The sequence below is a fragment of the Gemmatimonadales bacterium genome (genome assembly GCA_036265815.1).
In the GTDB taxonomy this organism is placed as follows: domain Bacteria; phylum Gemmatimonadota; class Gemmatimonadetes; order Gemmatimonadales; family GWC2-71-9; genus CAVVWJ01.
The window spans coordinates 171,475-191,487 of the sequence record DATAOI010000052.1; the positions used below are offsets into that span (position 1 = coordinate 171,475).

The window sequence follows — 20,013 nt, forward strand, 5'->3', positions numbered from 1 at the left end:
GGATCCTTTCTGCCCAGCCCTGAACAGCGGCTGACTACCGCGCTGGCCGACCGCTACGCCATCGACCGCCAGATCGGGATGGGCGGAATGGCCACGGTGTACCTCGCAGAGGACGTGAAGCACCGTCGAAAGGTCGCGGTAAAGGTGCTCCGGCCCGAGCTGGCCGCGACCTTAGGCAACGATCGGTTCTTCCGCGAGATCGAGATCGCCGCGCAACTGCAGCATCCCCACATCCTGCCCCTGCTCGACTCCGGCGAGGCCGGCGGGTTCCTCTATTACGTCATGCCGTTCGTGGATGGCGAGTCGCTGCGCGAGCGGCTGGCCCACCACGGCGAGCTGCCGATCCCCGAGGCCATCAGGATCCTGGTGGAGGTCGCGGACGCCCTGGCGCATGCTCACCGGCGCGGGGTGGTGCACCGGGACATGAAGCCCGACAACGTCATGCTGGCCGAACGCCACGCCTTGATCACCGACTTCGGAGTGGCCAAGGCCGTGAGCGAGGCCACCGGCCGGCAGCAGATGACCACCGCTGGCGTCGCGCTGGGCACGCCGGCCTACATGGCACCGGAGCAGGCGGCGGCGGATCCCAACGTCGATCATCGGGCCGACATCTACGCCGTCGGGGCGATGGCCTACGAGATGCTGACCGGCCGACCGCCGTTCACCGGCATGAGCAGCCAGGAGATCCTGGCCGCCCACGTGACCCAGGCTCCGCAGCCGCTGACTTCCCTCCGCCCGGCCTGCCCGCCGGCGCTCTCCGCCGTGATCATGAAGTGCCTCGAGAAGCGCCCAGCCGACCGGTGGCAGACCGCCGAGGCGCTGCTGGCGCAACTGGAGCCGCTGGCGATGTCGAGCGGCGGGATCACCCCAACCCAGACGCAGCCGACCACAGCGGTTCGTCCCGACCACCGATACGGTCATCCGCTCCGGGTCGGAGGCCTGTTCCTGCTGGTGTCGGCCGCGGTGCTGGGCCTCGTGTACTTCCTGACCATTCAGCTCGGCCTACCCAATTGGGTGCTGGGAGGAGCCGGGCTGCTGTTGCTGCTCGGTCTCCCCATTATGATCGGCACGGGCATTGTCGAGCGCCGCCGGGCGGTGGGTCGGACTAGGGGGATGCTCACGGCCACCGGTGAGCAGGGTCTCGAGCGCCACGTCACCTGGCGGAGAGCCGCGCTGGGTGGTGCCGCCGCTTTCGGGGTGCTGACGACCGGCACAGTGATCTACACCGCCATGCGGCTCCTCGGTATCGGCCCCGTGGGGACCCTGGTGGCGTCCGGCAAGCTGGCGCCCAGGGACAAGCTCATCGTGGCCGATTTCGCCAGCCATGCCGCAGACTCGACGCTGAGCCAATCGGTGACCGAGGCGTTCCGGATCGATATCGCCCAGTCGCCGGTAGTCAGCGTGCTGGGGAGCTCGACAGTCGGCGATGCGCTGGCCCGGATGAACCGGGACTCCCGGCAGCCGCTCGACGCGGCCGCCGCGCGCGAAGTGGCGTTGCGGGAGGGCGCCAAGGCCGTCGTGGTGGGAGAGATCAGTCCCATCGGCAAGGGCCTGGTACTCTCGGCCAAACTGGTGGCGGCCGTGGATGGAGCCGAGCTGGCGGCGGTGCGGGAGACGGCCAACGACGAAGGGCAAATCCTCCCGGCGATCGATCGGCTGAGCAAGCGGGTCCGGGAGCGGATCGGCGAGTCGCTCAAGAGTATTCGCGCCAACGAGCCGCTGGAGCAGGTGACGACCAGGTCGCTGGAGGCGTTGCGGCTCTATTCCGAGGGCGCCCGGGCCAGCGACAACGGCGAGTCGGACCGGGCCATCACCCTGCTGCAGCAGGCAATCGCGCTGGATACAAGCTTTGCCATGGCCTGGCGGAAGCTGGCGGTGGCGCTGGGTAATGCAGGCGGCAGTAAGGCCCAGCGGGTGGCCGCGACGACGAGGGCGTACGAGCACCGCGATCGACTGACCGAGATCGAGCGCTACCAGACCACCGCGTACTACTTCGACGAGGTGAATTTCGACCCGGACAAGGTGATCAGTGCGTATCGGGCCATTCTCGAGCTCAAGCCGGACGATCCGATCGCCCCCAACAACCTGTCTTACGTGCTCAGCAGGCGCCGGCGCTGGGCCGAGGCCGAGCCGATCGCCAGGCGGTACATCGAGGAGCAGGGGGGCACGGGCAACATCTACGGCCAGTTGATTCAAGCCCAACTAGGCCAGGGCAAGTTCAAGGAGGCGCGAGCCTCGCTGGCGGAGTTTGCCCGCCATGATTCGGCCAGCATTTTCCTGCACCGAGTGGGCGTCGGCGTCTTCGCGTCACTCGGCCAATACGACAGCGCGCGCGCCGAGCTGCGGCGGTTTGCGGCCCTGTCTCATGATCCGTCGGACCAGTCCGCCGTGGCCCTGGCCGGAAGCGCCATCGCGCTGACCCAGGGGCGGCTGGCCGAGTCCGAACAGGCGATGCGGGATTTCATGGCGGCGGGAGAGCGACGGGGACTGCCGAACGACTATCTCAAGGGCGCAGCCGACTTGGCCAGGGCCCGGGCGGTTTACCGGGGTGATCAGGCCGGCGCCGTCCACCTGCTCGATCAGGCACTGGCCCATTACCCACTGGCGAGCATGCCCGCCCTTGATCGGCCTTATCCAGAGGTCGCGATAGCCTATGCCGTGGCCGGCCAAGCAACCAAGGCTCGGGCACTGCTCAAGGAGTACGATGCGCTGGTGCCGGTCGGGCAGCGCCGGGGGGAACCGTTCGGAGGTACTGCCACCGGCTATGTCGCGCTGGCCGAAGGACGGCCACAGGATGCGGTGGCAGCATTCCGGCTGGCCTGGGATAACTCCGGCTGCACCAACTGCACCCTGGCGGACCAGGGCCGGGCCTACGATCTGGCCCGCCAGCCCGACTCGGCGCTGGCGGTCTATCAGCGTGCGGCCGACAACCCGAGGGGTTTGCAGTCAATTACAGGAGACCAGTGGGACCTGGCCCACTCCTACCAGCGGCTGGGCGAGCTGTACGAAGGCAAAGGGCAGAAGCACAAGGCGCTGGAGTACTACGGCCGTTTCATCCGGCTCTGGCAGGACGCCGATGCCGAACTGCAGCCCCAGGTGAAAGAGGTGAAGCAGCGGATGGCCGCCTTGGCGGGTGAAACCGGAGCCCGCTGACGGCGTCTGGCCGACCCGCGGCGTGTTAGGCTGCCCCTGCCAGGAGGTACCGTCAGCGTCGCATCCGGCGCATGTCCTCCAGCAGCGCCGCCGGCGTGACCGGGCCGCCGAGAAACGCCTCGATCACCTCGCGACAGGGGCGCTCCAGGCCGAAGCGGTAGAGTCGCGGGGCTAGCCATCCGTACCAGGTCGAATCGCCGGTGACGAAGGGCCCGTGCAGCTCTCGAGTGCGGGCGCGGATGGCCGCGATCAGTATGGCCCCCGCCGCGTAGTTCATCATGTACCCTGGCGCGTCCACCAGTTGCCCCCGCATGGCCCACCAGGACAGCTCGGAATGCGGCCTGATCCGCAGATAGTCGCGGGTGAGGTGAGTCCACACCTCGTTCGGGTCCGCGCCGGGCTCGCGCAGCATCCGCCGCTCGAACAGCGCCCAGGCTACGTCCAACACGATGCCGCCATACCGCCCGCGGATCGCATCGGCCAGGGGCACCGAATCGCCCAGCCAGCGCTGTTGCCAGGCAGGCTCGTACACGTCCAGTGCGATGAAGTCGCCCAGGGCCTCGGAGAACGGATCGCTGTCGGGCCAGTCCAGGAACGCCGGGCGGGTGCGGATCGCCGCGAGATGGACGGCGTGACCGGTCTCGTGCAGCAGCTCGTTGAGGTTGTCGAGGCCGCCGGCGCGGTAGGTGGCGAACACCCATGGTTGGATGCTGGGATATCGTCCGCCGAAGGTGGTGAACGCGACCGGCGTCTTTCCCTCGCGCGACTCGAGATCGTACCGGACGCGAAGCGCCTGGAGATCGGCCCCCAGCGCGCGGTACACCGCCGCGTTGAGCGGAGCCAGCCGCTGGCGCGGAATCCGAGGGCTGAGCGCCCGGCTGGTGCGGCCGGTCTCGTAGTACCAATCCCACGGCTCGACCAAGGAATCGGCGGTTGCGTCACGCCAGGTCTGGAGAATCGCCAGCAGCCAGCGCTCCAGCGAGTCGGGCGGCACGCCGGCCCCGCGCGCCTGCTCAGCCTCCGGAGACTCGCCGCCCTGCCGTGCCTTGGCCTCCAGCGCGATGAGCCGGCGGTAGGGGCTCGCCGGGGCGCCGGCGGCGTTGATGCTGCGCCACACGGGCTGCAGGGAAAGGAAAAGCTCCCGCCGGCGCGCCGGGTCATCGGTCCGGGCGAGCATTCCTAGTATCGAGAGTCGGTCGAGCGTGTCGGCACCCAGCACCACATGGGACTGGGCCCACCCGTAGCAGGCGTAGAGACGCAAGCGGAGCCAATCGAGGCCGTTGGGAAGTGCGGCGATGGCGCCGGCATCGTAGGCGCAGTCGGGGCGCCGCGGGGCGGAGTCAGCGTCGGGCAAACCGGTTGCCGACAGAGGCCCGAGATCGTTCGCCAGCGCCCGGCGCATGACGCCGAGCGCGCGGGCGTCTTCGCCGGTGAGCGCCGTCGAGTCGAGCGCGGCCAGACGGCCGGCGACCCGCTCCCGGAGGGAGTCGTGCCGCAACATGAGCGCGGCGAGCGACGCCCCAGCGGCGGCTCTACCGCCCGCCGACTGCGTGACGTCGATGTGGTCGCGCAGATCTCGCAAGGCGGCGTAGGCCGACTCGGCCGCGGCGAGGGTTGCGCGGGCGGGCAAGGGCGGGGCGGGGGGCGCGGAGCAGGCGCCAAGCGATGTCGCGAGCAGGATACCGCGCGATCGTTTGGTCCAGCGCCGCACACGATCTCTCACGTTCTCGTCCCGTCGCGATTGCATCATGGCTCCTTCGGGGACTGGCCGACCTCCCGTCTCCATCATAAGATGGAGCCGTCCCACTCCTAGCGATGGTCCGCGCGGTGCATCAGGATCTGGATGGCCATGGCAGCTGATCTCGCGTCCGCTGGAGATACCGTGCCCCACGGCTCGATCAATCTGTACGACAACGTGTATGCTGATTTCGCCAGCAGCGCCGAGGCGGCGGTCCGCCAGGAAACCTATGGAGAGGACCTCGGCCAGAGCAGCTGGTTGACCGCCCGGGAGTGGCTCGGATTCGCGGACCAGCTCGGGATTGGGGCCGGGTCGGAGGTCCTGGAGGTTGGCAGCGGATCGGGGGGTCCAGCGGTCTACCTGGCCCTTGCGCGCGGCTGCCACATCACAGGAGTCGATATCAACGAGCACGGGGTTCGGAACGCCATCGGGCTCGCCGATTCTCGCGGCATCGCGGCACGGGCCCACTTCCAATCGGTGGATGCCAGCCGCCCGTTGCCCTTTCCCGAGGACCGGTTCGACGCGATCGTCTCCAACGACGCGATGTGCCACATCGGTGGACGCCTCGCCACGCTTCGCGACTGGTACCGGGTGTTGCGCCCCGGTGGGCGCGCTCTCTTTACCGACGCGATGGTGCTCACCGGAATCGTATCCCATGAGGAGCTGGCCACCCGGAGCTCGATCGGCTTCTACCTCCTCGTTCCTCCGGGGGAGAACGTAAAGCTGCTGCGCCAGGCCGGCTTCGTCATCCGGAACACGGAGGACGTGACCGCCAATGCCGCCGAGGTGGCCGAGCGCTGGCACGATGCGCGAGACCGACACCAGGAGGCGCTGGTGGCCAGAGAAGGACAAGCCACCTTCGCTGGTCTGCAGCGGTTTCTGCGGTGCGTGCACACCCTGTCCGTCGAACACCGCCTCTCGCGGTTCGCCTACCTGGCCGAGAAGCCCACCTAGAACTGGTTCATCCCCACGAGGTGAGGGCCATGTCGAGAGCGAAGCAGGAAAAGCCCGCGCGACCGGCTGCAGATGGCACGCCCAGCTCGACCGGCAGACCCGGAACCGTGCTTAAATGGGTGGGTGGCGCCACCGCGGTCCTCTCGCTCGTGTTCGGCCTCCGCCAGCTCAGCGTCCTCATCTCCGAGAGCCGTGACCGCCAGCGCCAGGTCACGGAGCTGATCGCGACGGCGAAGCTGCAGCGGGAAGCGAAAGACTATCGGTCGGGGTGGCTCAGCCTGGAGAAGGCAGCCGAACTGCGCGCGAGCGAATCCAAGGTTCGGACAGCCCAGGAGGACCTCGCCATGGCGTGGCTCGACGACATCCACGGCACCAAGGAGGCTACGCCGTTCACCGCGATCGTGGACCTGCTGGTCCCGGTACTGAGCCGCGGCGCCGTCACTTCAGCAGGCACCAGGAAGGCCGATCTTCTGGCGCACCTTGGCTGGGCCGATTTTCTCCGCTGGCGTGACGGCCAGAATGGCCTCGACCCCGCCGCGCGCTACACCCAGGCCCTGGCCGCGGACTCTCAGAACGTGTACGCGCACGCGATGCTGGCGCATTGGATGATGTGGAACCACGGAGAGCTGGAGGACGCGAACCGGCACTTCGCGGCTGCCCTCAAGACCGCAAGGGAGCGCGCGTATGTCCGGGGGCTGCAGCTCGCCGCGCTCCAGGAGATGCCGGAGGGGACGGGAGATCCCGAGATGATCCGGGTAGCCAACGAAATGAGGAAGGCCAACGAGCCGATCGATCCCAGCGACCTGGGCCAGATCTGGTACGCTTACTACTGGCGCTTCGTCTCCTCGCCCAATGAGTCGGTCGGCCCGCTGTTCGCGGCCGTCCCGCCGCCCGAGCAGGTGGCGACGTACCGCTGGGCCTTCCAGAACACCGACTATCCGGGATCGAAGGGTTTCCTCTACGAGTACCACCTGGCCCGGCTGGAGGATGCTGCCGGCCAGCAGGTGGAGGCGCTCGAGACGTACCGATCGGTGCGATCGAAGATGACCCCCGATACCATCGCCCGGCTTCGACGCCGGGTCGACTCGGCCATCGTGCGGCTCGGCGGGAAACACTGACGATTCGGGAGCGGCTAGCCGCCGGCCACCGCTCCCACGACCATCAACGGCTCCGCCCCCGAGGCGACCGCATCGGGCAGCGACGCGTCCGGCGGCTCCAGGGAGAGATCCTGCTCGCAAGCGAAGAAGCGCAGAAAAGGCCTCCTCCGGTGGGTGCCATGATCGCGAATCGTGCCGCGCAGCATGGGATAGCTCGCCTCGAGCGCGTCGAGCACGGCGCCAAGCGTGACCGCACCCGGAACCTCCAATCGTACTTCGTCACCGACCTGCGCCAGGGTCCGCAGATGGTAGGGAAGCGTCACCCGGATCATGCCAGTGTCTGGACCTCGACCGACAGCACGGCCGGAAGATCCCGTACGATGGGTGCCCAGCTATCGCCCGCGTTGGCCGAGGCGTAGACCTGCCCGCCGGTGGTGCCGAAATAGACGCCGCAGGGATCGAGCGAATCGACCGCCATCGCGTCGCGCAGCACGTTGACGTAACAGTCCTTCTGTGGGAGACCCTGGGTGAGCGCCTCCCATTCGTTCCCGCCGGTACGACTCCGGTAGACCCGCAGCTTGGCCTCCGGCGGATAGTGCTCGGAGTCGCTCTTGATGGGGACGACGTAGATAGTCTCGGGCTCGTGGGCGTGCACGTCGATGGGGAACCCGAAGTCGGTGGGCAGGTTGCCGCTCACCTCCTGCCACGACTCGCCGGCGTCGTCGCTCCGCATCACGTCCCAGTGCTTCTGCATGAACAGCACGCCTGGTCGTGACGGATGCATGGCGATCCGGTGGACACAATGGCCGACATCGGCGTTCGGATCGGGAATGTACTGCGACCGCAAGCCCTGATTGACCGGCCGCCAGGTGGCGCCGGCGTCATCGCTGCGGAACACCCCGGCCGCCGAGATGGCAATGAATATCCGGCCAGGATGGGTTGGATCCAGCAAGATGGTGTGCAGCCCCATGCCACCCGCGCCGGGCATCCAGCGAGGTCCCGAGGGATGGCCCCGGAGCCCGGCCAGCTCCTGCCAACTCCGCCCGCCGTCGACCGTGCGGAACAACGCGGCGTCTTCCACGCCGGCATAGACCGTGTCCGGATCGCTCAACGACGGCTCGAGATGCCAGACTCGCTTGAACTCCCAGGGATGCTGGGTGCCATCGTACCATTGGTGGGTGCCGGGAACGCCGTCGTAGGCAAACTCGTTGCCCACCGGCTCCCAGGTCGTCCCGCCGTCGTCCGAGCGCTGGAGCAGCTGCCCGAACCAGCCACTGGTCTGAGAGGCGTACAGCCGATTCGGATCGGCGGGCGACCCCTTGACGTGGTAGATCTCGAATCCGGCGAAATAGGGTCCGCTCACGTCCCACCGATCACGGGTTCCGTCCGAGGTCAAGACAAATGCGCCCTTCCGTGTACCGACCAATACCCGTACGCCGCTCATCGATTGCTCCTTGCTGAGCCTCTGAAGAGTGTCCGTGAGCACCGGCAGTCCTAATGTCTCGTCGAACGGGCAGGTGTCAAATCGACATTGCGATCAGGAACCGACGCAGGGGGGCCGGGGGCACCGGTCGGCCCCACGCTGACGGGGCCGGGGCAACGAGCATAAGTTGCGAGCCATGATACCCGAGCTGCCCCGCCTGTACGACGATCTCGCCGGCTGGTGGCCACTGCTCTCGCCGCCCAGCGACTACGAGGCGGAAGCGGCCGACCTGCTCCTCCGCCTGGACACAGCCCCGGACGCACGGCCGGCCACCTTGCTCGAGCTCGGCGCAGGCGGGGGAAGCCTGGCCTATCACCTCAAGCGCCACTTCCGGCTGACCCTGACCGACCGGGCACCGGCCATGCTGGCGGTGAGCCGGGCGCTCAATCCCGAATGCGAGCATCTGCTGAGCGACATGCGATCGCTCCGGCTTGCCCGGGAGTTCGACGTGGTGCTCATCCACGATGCGATCATGTACGCCACCGAGCCCGCGGACGTTCAGGCAACGCTGGACACCGCGGCGCGACATTGCCGCCCCGGAGGCACGGTGGCCGTCATCCCCGACCATGTGCGGGAAACCTTCGCTCCGGGATCGGACCACGGGGGCCACGACGCCGTGGACGGGCGAGGGCTCCGTTATCTGGAGTGGTCGTGGGACCCCGATCCGGCGGACGACACCTATCTCGTCGACTACGCCTTCCTGCTCCGGGCCGCCGATGGGACGGTCACCGCGGCGTACGACCGGCACGTGGAGGGCCTCTTCGCGCACGCCCAATGGCTTCAGTGGCTGGCCGACGCCGGGCTGGCCGCGCGCAGCTCGGTCGACCTGTTCGGACGGGAGATCTTCCTCGGCACCCGGCGGTAACGAGACCTTCCGCGGCTCAGCGACCGATTTCTCGGCGGGCACTCTGATCTGCCGAGCCCTACCGCCTCACCTGATATGCCAGCTTCACGAAGAAGCCATCGTTCACCCGCTCCAGCCGGGACCAGTTGAACGGCCGGTCGCTCTCGAGCGAGCTGCCGTAGCCGAGGAAGGCAACCGTACCCGGCGTCGGCTCGAACGAGGCCAGAAGGTCGAGCCGCAGGCCGTTGAAGTCGGTGGCCGGCTGGGGCACGCCCGAGACGAGGAGCGAGCCACCGGTGACGGGGTCGAGGAGCGCGGCCTGGCGCTCCGAGCGATACTCCCCGATCACCCGGAAGAAGAGGGCCCGGTTTGGCTGGTACTCCAGCTTGAGGCGGGGGATGATCGAGCGGGCGAACTCGCTGCCGTCGAGGCGAAACAGCCGGAAGGCCGTTCCCGTGGCCGTGACCCGCACGGTAGACGTGGGGCGGAGATCCATCTCGCCGATCAACTGCCAGCCACGTCCCGTGGCCCCCTCTTTGAATATTGCGGCCCGCCCGCTCCGGTACATCAGGTTGGCGCCTGCCTGGCGCCACGTGGGGGTGGTGACCTTTGCCTGCCATACGAAACCGGAGAAGTCGTCGGCCGGGCGATAAGCGGGCCCCGCGGCGCTGCCCACCGTGTAGCTCGCGAAGGTGCTGTCCTGAAAGTCCACGAAGTCGCGCTCAAGGTGGCCGTTCAACTCCCACCCGCCCCGGAGCTGGAAGGTGGCATCGAATTGCTCGTTGCCCTCCAGTCCGGGCTCGAAACCGAAATGATCGTACAGCCAGATCCGTTGGGGGCCGAAGAAGACGGTGAGGTTCTCCAGCGGCGCGCCGCGGGCGCCGTACAGGGTGAAGCGGTTGTACGCGTGGGCAGTGACGACTCCACTACGGAGCCGGTTGACGAAGCCCGCCTGATCGTCGAATCCGTCACCCAGGCCGTTCACCAGATAATTGAAGCCCCATGAGCGGCCAGTGCGGTCGAACTCGGCTTGCCAGATCGGCGCCCGGAGGGTGCCGCTATCGCTGCTGGTCCAGGACGCGCCGTACTGGAACTGGGTGTAATAGAGGCTCCAGACATAGCGAAAGTCGCCCGCCAAGACCCGGTTGTGAGCGTCGGACTGGTCGCGGTTGGTGAAGGTGACGCCGGCGATGGAGTTGCTGCCGAAGTCCCGGCGGAGACGGGTGATGTTGAACCAGGCGTCACCGGCGTCGGTCTGGTCCACCGCGGTCAGGTGGGCGACACCGAGTTGGCCGAACTTTCCGGTGAGCTTGGCCCCGGCCTTCGGGTTGAGGATCCGGCGGGTATACACCAGCGTCTGGGGCGAGCCGAAGAGCTCGATGCCTTCGAGAAAGAACGGCCGCTTCTCAGGGAAGAAGAGCGCGAATCGCTCGTTCACGGTCACCTGACCCTGATCGCTCTCCACCTGGCTGAAGTCCGGGTTGAGGGTTGCGTCGAGGGCGTAGCTGGTGAAGCCGAGGCGGAGGTTGAGTCCGGCGTCGGGGTTGATGTTCTCCCGGTCGAACGCTCCGCTCACGGCAACACGACTTCCGTTGGCCGTGGCGGTCACGAAGGGCTGGGCCTCCACCGCGACCCCACCCCTCAGGTCGTGAAGCCCGCCGATCGCGCCCTCCTGGCCGAGCAGGCTGGCGTTGGCCCGGCGTAGATTGGTCCACGCATCGACGTAGCCGGTGCGCTTGGTCACCCGCTGGACGTTGAAGCCCCAGGTCTGCGGTCCGCTGCCTGGATAGCGCAGGCTCTTGAACGGGATGCGGATCTCGACCTGGTACCCCTGATCGGTGATGCGGCCCTTCGACTCCCACGTGAAGTCCGGGTTGGCGTCGACGCTGCCGGGTATCAGGCTGCTGACCTGACCGGCGCCCTCGCTCCGGACCCCGTCGCTCTGCACGCCCAGCGGGTTCACTCCGAAGAAGAAGGCCCGCCGACGGTCGTGGAAGGTATCGATGTCCATGACTACGTGGTCGTCGTTCCCGATATTGTCCCGGTCGGCGACGGTGGCGCGGATGGCGGCTGGATTCTTATCGTGGGCGATGATGCCGAAATAGATCGCGTCCGGCGCGTACCAGGCCAGGACCTCGGTCTCCTCCTCGGCGGAGCGGCCGTCGACCGGCTGATATTGCCAGAACCCGGTCAGCCGGGTGGCTTGCGTCCAGGCCGATTCGTCGAGACTCCCGTCGATCTGGATCGAGGTCTCCAGGCGGGGGATGTTCGCGGTGGGCGACCCCTTGCCCTCGACGACGGCGCCAGGATCCTGGAGGAGCAGGAGGAGCGCGAGCACGATCCACTGGGTTGGAGTCGAAAAGGGGCCGAATGGCGACCGCAGAGAAAATAGCGCTGCTGCAAACTACGGGAAGACTGAGGGGTGGGTTTCCTGCCTGATGACGACACGTCAGTGCTTGCCATGCCTTTGAAAAAGAATGTCGAACACCAAGCTCCAGGTCTTCCCCCCGTCGGTCGAGCGGTCCACCGTCTCCCGCACGGCCGCGCCCGCGCGATACCACACACCGCGGAGCAGCGACTCAGTTCCCGCCGGCGACGTCTGGGTGGCGGTCAGCCTCATGCGATCTCCCTCGAAGCCACCGTCCAGCAGCAACAGCGTGCCGCGGTTGGTGACCCAGCTCTGGTGCCAGCGGCCCCGCGACGCGTCGTAGGTGCTGAAGCTCTCGCCCACCAGACCGTCGCTCTGCCGATAGACCTCGCGCACGGCGCAGCCGCCGAGCATCGGGGTGACCTGGTTCCGGGCCACCAGCTTGCCCGGCTCGGCGGCGTCGAAGGCGTCCCAGTCGCCGAGCCAGAAATCGAACTGGTGAAACTCAGGAGCGCCACAGGGTGCGGCTGGTTTGCCGGGGGTGCTGTCCTGCGCCCGCCCCGCGGTCACCGCCATCGACGTGGCCAGCAGCGCGAAGGCGAGTCCGGCGCGGCATGTGGCCGCTGGGCGAACGTCTCTACGCTTCGGCACCGCTGGCCTCACTGAGCCAACCCGAGGTCCCGCGTCGGGATGCGGTAGATGTCTCCCTTTCCGTTGCCGATGCCCGCGACGTTCGCCTCGTCCCGTGGCACGTCGAATCGCTCGCCCAGTGGGCCCCCGTACGGCCGCGTGCTGCTGAAGTAGAGCCACTGCCCGTTGGGCGAGACACTCTGGTTGAACTCGTTCCAGCGGGTGTTGACGCCGGAAAGCGGCACCGGCCGCTGCCAGGCTCCGCCCGAGCGGCGGCTCAGGTAGAGATCGTAGCGGCCGGTGCTGTCGGAGCGTCCGAGGGCGCTGAAGATGAGATAGCTCTCGTCCGGCGCGATCCAGGGCTCCACCTCGCCTGAGGCCGAATTGATCGTGGAGCCCAGATTCTCCGGCGTGTGATAGACCCCCTTCACCCGACGAGCGACATAGAGATCGAGGCCGCCGCTGCCACCAGGCCGGTCACTCCCGAAATAGAGATCCCCGTTCGCGGCCACCGAAGGAGACCACTCGTCAGCATCAGGCAGGCTGATCGGAGGCCCCAGCCGGCGTGGCTCCGACCAGCGACCGCCGGACTCGAGCGTTGCGGTCCAGATGTCGTAGGTCTTGGAGGGCACGGAATCGCCCGGCCCCGGACGGTTGGAGATGAAAAACAGGGTGCGGCCGTCCGGCGAGATATGCGGGTCGGCGTTGCTCCACGACGTCGCGAACGCGGGTTTGGCCGGAGCCCGCCAGGGCTCGCCGGCGTCCCGCCCGGTCTCATAGATGTCGTACGCGCTGAAATCATCGTTGGCCCGGCAGAAGAGCACCAGCCGCTGGTCCGGCGAGAAGGCCATGAAGAAATCCCACTGCCCGGTGGAGAAGAGACCGGCGCCATAGAGCTCGGGACCGGATGCGCGAGGCGTGCCCCCGAGAAGGAGTGCGACGGCTCCAAGGGAGGAGGCACGAACGCCCCGCCGAAAGAACTGGGGAGACCACAGGGATCCAAAGCTCATCTATGGCTGGACCGTGATCGGAGTCGCCACAAAGGCGAGGGTATGACCGGTGGGAGCATCGAGGACCCTCCCCGTGATCTGCCCGGCATCGTTGATGTCCTGAGCGGACAGGAAGATGTCACCGTTCCCAGTGTCCAGGAAAGAGTTGAGGTCCGTCATGCCACCATTCTCGTAGAGGAAGCCGTGGGACCCGTTGAGGCCGCCAAAGGAGACACCGACCACCTGCCCGTGGGAGTTGATCGCAAGCGCTTCGCTCAAGGCGTCGCCGGGAAGCGTGTGGAGGTCCTGCGCCGTGGCGGCTCCGTTGATCCAGAGGAAGGCGTGCGCGATGAAACTGCCCAGCGGGCTCTCTCCGGGCGGATTGGAGAATCCTACGACATCGCCCTGGGCGTTGATGTCCATCGGGGTATGCCAGGTGACCCCGCCCAGATTGGGGATCTGGATCGCCCTGCCGTTCTTCTCCCAGAGCACCGCGTGAATGGCGCTGAACCGCCCGACCCCCTGGTCGCAGTCTCCCGAAATGCCCACCGCCTGTCCGGCATCGTTGATCGCCGTGGCCGCCGAGGTCGAGTCGCCGGGGAAGGGCTGGAGCTGCCGGGTCTTGGTGGTGTTCTTCTTGGGCTCCCATACGGTCGCGCGGAACTGGAGGACCTGCCCGTCGGTCGGCGAGCAGGTGGGATCGTGCACCGGAGTCTCTCCCCACCCGACCACCTGGCCCAGGTTGTTGACGCCGGTCGCGAAGCTGTGATAGCCGCCGAGCGGGGGAAGTTCCCGCATCACCCCATCCGTCACGGCAAACCCGCGACAGATGAGGTTCGTGGTCGCCGGCAGAAAGCCTCCGGCCTCGCAGGCCCACGGCTCGTCCAGCGGGTCCACCAGGCTGGTGTGGGAGATCCCCACGACCATGCCCTGGTCATTGAGCCCGGGCCAGGGCACGGTGCTGCTGCTCCCGGGGCCGCCGAGCGTGCCCAGGTTGAGAATCGAGGTCTCATTCTGCCACAGCACCGCTCGCCGGGTGCCATCCGGCAGGTTGGACCAGCCCGCCACCCAGCCTTGGCTGTTGATGGCCATCCCTCGGCTCAGCGTCCCACCGAGTGACGGGAGCTTGACGACATGGTATTGTGGGGTTGCCTGGAGCTGGGACCGGGATTCGATCGGTTGGGTGATCCGGCTTTCGCTGCCACAGCCGCCGAGGGCGGCGATCACGATGGCGCACGAGATGTATCGCATGACTTTCTCCGGTGGTGGGAACGGAGCGGAGGCCGTCCGACGGGCGGACGCTCCCGCGTTCCACCACCGTATCGAGCGCCCGAGCCCCGCGCTGGCCGCATACGGACTTCGAATCCACCGGCTGCCGGAATTGCAGGTCCGATTCCGGCCAGCCAGGCGGCTCGCGCGAGGGGTACATTATCCCTCATGACCACCGCCGCCGCGCCCCTCACCTACCTGACGCCGGATGTGTGCGAGCGCGCGCTCGACGCCCGCGACGCCCGCTTCGACGGACTCTTCTTCGTGGGCATCACGACGACGCGGATCTACTGCCGGCCGGTCTGCCCGGCTCGTGTGTCGTATCACGACCGCCGCCGGTTCTTCCAGTCCGCGGCCTCCGCCGAGCACGCAGGGTTTCGGCCGTGCCTGCGCTGCCGCCCCGAGCTGGCGCCTGGACGGGCGCTGATCGACGCCGTGCCGCGGCTCGCGCGGGTGGCGGCGCACCGGATCAGCGCGGGCGCGCTCAACGGCCGGGGGGTGACCCAGCTCGCCCGCGAGCTGGGCGTGAGCGACCGTCATCTCCGCCGCGTGCTCGAGCGCGAGCTGGGCGTGTCGCCGGTCGAGCTGGCGCAGACCCACCGCCTCCTGCTAGCAAAGCGGTTGCTGGCCGACACCTCGCTGCCGGTGACCCGAATCGCGTATGCCAGCGGCTTCCAGAGCCTGCGCCGGTTCAACTCCATCTTCCGCGAGCGATACCGGCTGAGTCCCAGCGCGCTGCGGCGGGGCCCCCGCGCCGGCGCGCGCCAAGAGGCACTCGACGGCCCCGCGGGCGACCTGGTACGGTTGACACTCGCCTACCGGGCGCCGCTCGCCTGGGATACTCTGGTTGCGCTCCTCGGGCGGGACGCGCTTCCGGGCGTGGAGCTGGTCGAGGGCGGGCGCTATGCTCGTACCATACAGCTCGAAGGAAGGCGAGGCGTGGTGTACGCCGCGAACGCCGCGGGGGAGGGTCGCATGCACCTCCGAGTGGACGTCTCCCCGTCACTCCTGCCCGTGCTCATGCCGCTGCTGGCGCGGCTCCGTCATCTGTTCGACCTCGACGCCGAGCCGGTCGCGGTGGACGGACATCTCCGGCGCGGTGGACTCGGTGCGCTGGTGGCGCGCCGGCCCGGGCTCAGGATTCCAGGCGCGCTCGACGGATTCGAGGCCGCGTTCCGCGCGGTGCTCGGCGGCCGGACTGGCCTGGCCGCTTCCGGGCCGGCGCGGCGCGTGATCGAGGCGCTCGGTGAGCCGATCGATTCGGAGTATCCCGGTCTCTGCCGGATCGCGCCGGACGCCGGGCGCGTAGCCGCGGCGGGCGCACCGAGGCTCCTGGCGCTCGGCGTGCCCCGGCGGGCGGCTGAAATCCTCACCTCGCTGGCGCGCGCTCTGGCAGGAGGCCCGCTCTGGCTCGACCCCGGCAGCGATGTCGGCGCGGCGCACCGCGCCCTGCGGGCGATCGAGGGAATCGGCGAGCGGCTGGCGACCACCATCGTGATGCGCGCGATGTACTGGCCGGACGCCTTCCCCGCCTCGGACGCCGTGCTGCAGCGCGCCGCGGGCGAGGCCAACCCCCGGATGCTGCGGGCGCGAGCGGAGGAGTGGCGACCCTGGCGGGCGTACGCGGCACTCCACCTCTGGTTACACGCCGAGGGACCGGGTGCGGCCGCATAGCTGGCGACTGCGTCTCCTGCGCGTCCACGGGATCTACACCACCCGGATGAGCTCCCTGAGATCCGACGAGTGACGCCCGCGGCCGTGAGGCATCGGCGAGCCGGGCCACTCACCCGGTCTCGCGCCGGCCTGACGACCGCCCTGGCGCTGGCGGCCATGGCGACACGGTCCGCCAGCGTCGCCGCGCAGGTGCCCGCGCCGGCGCCGGCGCGGCCTAACGTCGTGGTGCTCGTCGCGGACGATCTTGGCTGGCGCGACACCGGGGCGTACGGCAACGCCGCCGTTCACACTCCCAACATCGACCGGCTGGCGCATTCGGGGATACAGGCGACGTACGCCTTCGGAACCACACCGCAGTGCAGCCCGTCGCGCATCAGCATGCTCACCGGCAAATACCCTCATGCCACCGGTGCCGAGGACCTCCACATGCCGCTCCCGGCCGGGGAGCGTCTCCTGCCGTCGTTTCTGCAGGCGGAGGGCTACTTCAGCGGGCACATGGCCAAGACCCATTACGGCCCCAATGGGGTGCGGCAGTTCCAGTGGTACTCTCCGGAGACGGCGGACGCGTTCCCGAGCTTTCTGGACGCGGCAGGCGCCCGGCCGTTCTTTCTCTGGGTCGGCTTCCATGACCCCCACCGGCCGTACCGGCCAGGCGCGGTGTCCCATCCGCACGCGCCCGCGGCGGCGGTCGTGCCGCCGCACCTGGTCGACACGCCCGAGACGCGGGCCGACCTCGCGCTCTACTACGACGCGATCGCGAGGATGGACGCATCGATCGGCCGTATGCTGGACGAGCTCGACCGTCGGAAGCTGCGCGACCGGACGGTGATCGTGTTTCTCAGCGATAACGGGGCGCCGTTCCCGCGGGAGAAGGGAACCCTGTACGACTCGGGCACCCGCACCCCGCTCATCGTCTCATGGCCACCGGTGATCCGGGCCGGGGCAATTTATGACCGCGGACTGGTGAGCATGGTCGACCTGGCGCCGACCATTCTGGATCTCACCGGGGGCCACGCGCCTCGCGCGATGCAGGGCCAGAGCTTCCGCCCGCTGCTCACCGCGCCCGCCACGTATGCCGGCCGGGAGTACGTGTTCAGCGAACGCAACTGGCACGATTGCGACGAGCACCAACGGGCGGTGCGCACCCGGCGCTTCAAGCTGATTCGCACCGACGCGTACACGGCGCTACCCTTGTGTATCACCGCCGACATCGGGGAGAGCCCCTCCTTCCTGGCGCTCCGCGCCGCTGCGAAGGCTGGCCGGCTCACCGCGGGACAGCAGCGGCTGTTCGAGGCCCCGCGCGCCCGCCTCGAGCTGTATGACTTGACCGCGGACCCGTGGGAGCTCCGGAACGTCGCCGACGATCCGGGGTACGCGGGCGAGGTGCGCGGGCTCGCGAAAGTGCTGCAGGAGTGGATCGAGCATTCGGATGACTTTCCAGCCGACTACCGAGTGCGCGACGACAACACCGATCGGACTACGGGCGTGCAGTTCATCAGCAAGATTCCCCCGATGCGGAACCTGAACGTGCCGCCGCCGAGCCGACGCTGGGGACGGCAGGGACCCACCTGAGCGGGCCCGGGGCTGGCGGGGAACATCGTATCCTCGTGCTCGGCGGCACCGGACCGGCCGGCCGACAGATCGTCACCCAGGCGATCGAGGCTGGCCACTGGGTCACCGCGCTGGCGAGGCGGCCCGAGCGCCTCGAGTTCCAGCATCCCCGCCTCACCACCGCCGGCGGTGATGTGGCGGCGGACGATCAGGTCCTCGCGCGGATTCTGCCGGGCCACGACGTCGTCGTCAGCGCCCTCGGCCGGGGAGGGTCGCTCCGGGCCGAGGGACTCATTGCGCGGTCGGCTTCCCGGATCGTCACGTCGATGGAGCGAGCAGGAATCAGCCGATTGGTCTTTCTCTCGGCCTACGGGGTGGGTGGTAGCGCGCCCCACGCGCCCAGGATCTTTCGCCTGATGTTCCGCCTGATGCTCGCCGACATCTATGCCGACAAGGCGGCCGGAGAAGCGATCGTCCGGGCCAGCGGGCTCCACTGGACGATTCTGGCGCCGGTCGTCCTGACCAACGGCCCTCCCAGCGGCCACTGCCGAATGGCGGAGGATCTCCCGATCCGGGGGCTGGCGCGGGTTTCCCGGGCCGATGTGGCGGGGTGCACGCTCCGCTGCATCGACGATCCGACGTCGTTTCGCAGCCGAAAGGTGGTGGCGCAGTGAGGCGAGGTGCGGCTCTGCTGGTCATCCTGACATTGGGGACCCCATCGGCTAACGCCGCGGCACAGACGGAAAGCTGCGAGCCGGTGGCACAGCGCGCCGGACGGGAGTTCGGCTGCTTCATCACCGCTCGGGAGGCGCTGGGACGCCTCCCCCGCGATAGCGCCTTCTACTGGCACATCGACGCTTACCCAAGCCGTCCCGCAGCGCTGGCAGCGAAAGGTCCACGTGGCACGGTGGTCGAGTCGCTGGGACGGACCTGGCTCTTCACCATTGCGGGCAGCCGGTGGGGGCCGCGCGAGGGCGAGCACATCGCCACGGTCGGCCCGCTTGCCCTGGTCGACGCCGGGGCCCACGCCGCGGTCTACATGGAGGGCGTCTTCCGACCCGGCATGCACTCGCCGGTGCACCGGCATCCCGGCGTGGAAGCCTGGTACACCCTGGAGGGCGAGCAGTGCCTGGAGACCCCTCGGGGGAGGCTGGTACAACGGGCGGGAGACAGCGGAGTGATGGTTCCTGGTGGAGAGCCGATGATGCTCACCGGCACCGGCAGCACGGTGCGCCGGTCGCTGGTGCTCATTCTCCAGGATGCCTCCAAGCCACGGTCGGTGCTCGCGACGGATTGGACGCCCAGCGGCCTGTGCGCGAGGGCGAAGCTGCCCGTGAGCTGGACGGATCCCTCACCCCATCGGGTGCGGTTCGTGCCGGTCGGGCCCGGGGTGCGGCTCGAGGTGCTCGACTGGGGCGGCTCCGGTCCACCGCTTCTCTTCCTCTCGGGTCTGCAGGACGTTGCCCACGGCTTCGATGATTTCGCGCCGGAATTCACCGACCGGTTTCACGTACTGGCCATCACCCGCCGGGGCTACGGCGCGTCGAGTCAGCCGCCCTCCGGCTACGATCTGGATACGCGGGTGGCCGATCTCCGCGCGGCCCTGGACTCGCTGCGATTGTCTCGTGTGGCGCTCGTGGGGCATTCGATTGCCGGTGACGAGCTCACCGCCTTCGCCGGCCGTTTTCCGGAGCGGGTGAGCGGCCTGGTCTATCTCGACGCCGCCTACGATCACAGTGGCGTCCGGGCGCTGATGCAGGCGAGTCCTCCGCCGCCGCCCATGTTGTCGTCCGATTCGGCTGCGCCTGGGGCGGTCCAGGCGTATCTCCTCCGCGCGTACGGGATGCGGATTCCCGAAGCCCAGCTCCGAGCGATCGCGCGGTACGACAGCACGGGGAAGCTGATGGCGGACGTCACGCCGGGCCGCATCGATTCGCTGGTGATCGCGGGCACCGGCCATCCGGATTACCAGGCCGTGCGCACCCCCGCCCTCGCGATCTATGCGGTGACGGATTCGGCTCCCCAGGTGTTTCCCACCTGGCCGACCCTCGAGCCGGCCGCTCGTGCCGCCGCGCGCCATTTCACTCTGGTGCTGCAACGGTGGGCCGCCACCGAGCGCGCCCGCTTCCGGCACGGCCTCCGCTCGGGACAGGTGCTGGAGCTGCATGGCGCCAATCACTACGTGTACTTCTCCCACACGCCCGAGGTCACCCGGGCGATGCGCGACTTCCTCGAGCGGACCGGCCAGTCGACCGGACCATAG

General features: G+C 68.5%; 15 protein-coding genes. 8 read left to right on the plus strand and 7 right to left on the minus strand.

The window, feature by feature from the left end; all coding sequences use genetic code 11:
* Positions 1 to 60: 60 nt before the first annotated feature.
* On the plus strand, positions 61 to 3,153 hold the full coding sequence (locus VHR41_11830; protein HEX3234880.1) for a protein kinase: 3,093 nt from the start codon (positions 61 to 63) through the stop codon (positions 3,151 to 3,153).
* Positions 3,154 to 3,205: 52 nt separating this feature from the next.
* Here VHR41_11830 and VHR41_11835 read toward each other — a convergent pair whose 3' ends face one another.
* A complete protein-coding gene (locus VHR41_11835; protein HEX3234881.1) occupies positions 3,206 to 4,903 on the minus strand; it encodes a hypothetical protein in 1,698 nt (565 codons plus the stop codon).
* A gap of 99 nt (positions 4,904 to 5,002) precedes the next feature.
* Here VHR41_11835 and VHR41_11840 point away from each other — a divergent pair, with 99 nt between their 5' ends.
* Both VHR41_11840 and VHR41_11845 read left to right on the plus strand, forming a co-directional pair.
* Entirely contained in the window at positions 5,003 to 5,845 is an 843-nt protein-coding gene (locus VHR41_11840; protein HEX3234882.1) for a class I SAM-dependent methyltransferase, read from the plus strand.
* A 29-nt stretch (positions 5,846 to 5,874) separates the two neighbouring features.
* On the plus strand, positions 5,875 to 6,963 hold the full coding sequence (locus VHR41_11845; GenBank protein HEX3234883.1) for a hypothetical protein: 1,089 nt from the start codon (positions 5,875 to 5,877) through the stop codon (positions 6,961 to 6,963).
* Between the two features lie 14 nt (positions 6,964 to 6,977).
* Here the strand turns inward: VHR41_11845 and VHR41_11850 are convergent, their stop codons facing one another.
* Together VHR41_11850 and VHR41_11855 are read right to left on the minus strand one after the other, a co-directional pair.
* Positions 6,978 to 7,274 carry a MoaD/ThiS family protein gene (locus VHR41_11850; GenBank protein HEX3234884.1) on the minus strand — a complete coding sequence of 99 codons (297 nt, stop codon included), beginning with the start codon at positions 7,272 to 7,274 and terminating at the stop codon, positions 6,978 to 6,980.
* Positions 7,271 to 8,386, minus strand: a complete 1,116-nt coding sequence (locus VHR41_11855) for an exo-alpha-sialidase (protein HEX3234885.1) — start codon at positions 8,384 to 8,386, stop codon at positions 7,271 to 7,273. The genes VHR41_11850 and VHR41_11855 overlap by 4 nt, the downstream gene beginning before the upstream one ends.
* A 175-nt stretch (positions 8,387 to 8,561) precedes the next feature.
* On the opposite strand from VHR41_11855, the gene VHR41_11860 reads away from it, so the two are divergent.
* A complete protein-coding gene (locus VHR41_11860) occupies positions 8,562 to 9,290 on the plus strand; it encodes a class I SAM-dependent methyltransferase (GenBank protein HEX3234886.1) in 729 nt (242 codons plus the stop codon).
* Positions 9,291 to 9,348: 58 nt separating this feature from the next.
* On the opposite strand, the gene VHR41_11865 is transcribed toward VHR41_11860, so the two are convergent.
* The 4 genes from VHR41_11865 to VHR41_11880 form a co-directional block, all read right to left on the minus strand.
* Entirely contained in the window at positions 9,349 to 11,607 is a 2,259-nt protein-coding gene (locus VHR41_11865; protein HEX3234887.1) for a DUF5916 domain-containing protein, read from the minus strand.
* 111 nt (positions 11,608 to 11,718) lie between these two features.
* Entirely contained in the window at positions 11,719 to 12,288 is a 570-nt protein-coding gene (locus VHR41_11870; protein HEX3234888.1) for a hypothetical protein, read from the minus strand.
* Between the two features lie 8 nt (positions 12,289 to 12,296).
* Complete coding sequence (locus VHR41_11875) at positions 12,297 to 13,277, minus strand: hypothetical protein (protein HEX3234889.1); 981 nt, start codon at positions 13,275 to 13,277, stop codon at positions 12,297 to 12,299.
* The gene (locus tag VHR41_11880; protein HEX3234890.1) at positions 13,278 to 14,507 is read right to left on the minus strand and encodes a hypothetical protein; all 1,230 of its coding nucleotides are present in this window, start codon (positions 14,505 to 14,507) and stop codon (positions 13,278 to 13,280) included.
* Between the two features lie 186 nt (positions 14,508 to 14,693).
* Here VHR41_11880 and VHR41_11885 point away from each other — a divergent pair, with 186 nt between their 5' ends.
* From VHR41_11885 to VHR41_11900, 4 genes are all read left to right on the plus strand, one after another.
* Positions 14,694 to 16,199 (plus strand): AlkA N-terminal domain-containing protein, encoded by a 1,506-nt coding sequence (locus VHR41_11885; GenBank protein HEX3234891.1) that lies wholly within the window; start codon positions 14,694 to 14,696, stop codon positions 16,197 to 16,199.
* An 84-nt stretch (positions 16,200 to 16,283) separates the two neighbouring features.
* Positions 16,284 to 17,771 (plus strand): sulfatase, encoded by a 1,488-nt coding sequence (locus tag VHR41_11890; protein ID HEX3234892.1) that lies wholly within the window; start codon positions 16,284 to 16,286, stop codon positions 17,769 to 17,771.
* A gap of 35 nt (positions 17,772 to 17,806) precedes the next feature.
* Positions 17,807 to 18,424: an NAD(P)-binding oxidoreductase gene (locus VHR41_11895; protein HEX3234893.1), complete on the plus strand. Its 618-nt coding sequence runs from the start codon at positions 17,807 to 17,809 to the stop codon at positions 18,422 to 18,424.
* Complete coding sequence (locus VHR41_11900) at positions 18,421 to 20,013, plus strand: alpha/beta fold hydrolase (GenBank protein ID HEX3234894.1); 1,593 nt, start codon at positions 18,421 to 18,423, stop codon at positions 20,011 to 20,013. Before VHR41_11895 ends, VHR41_11900 begins: the two co-directional genes overlap by 4 nt.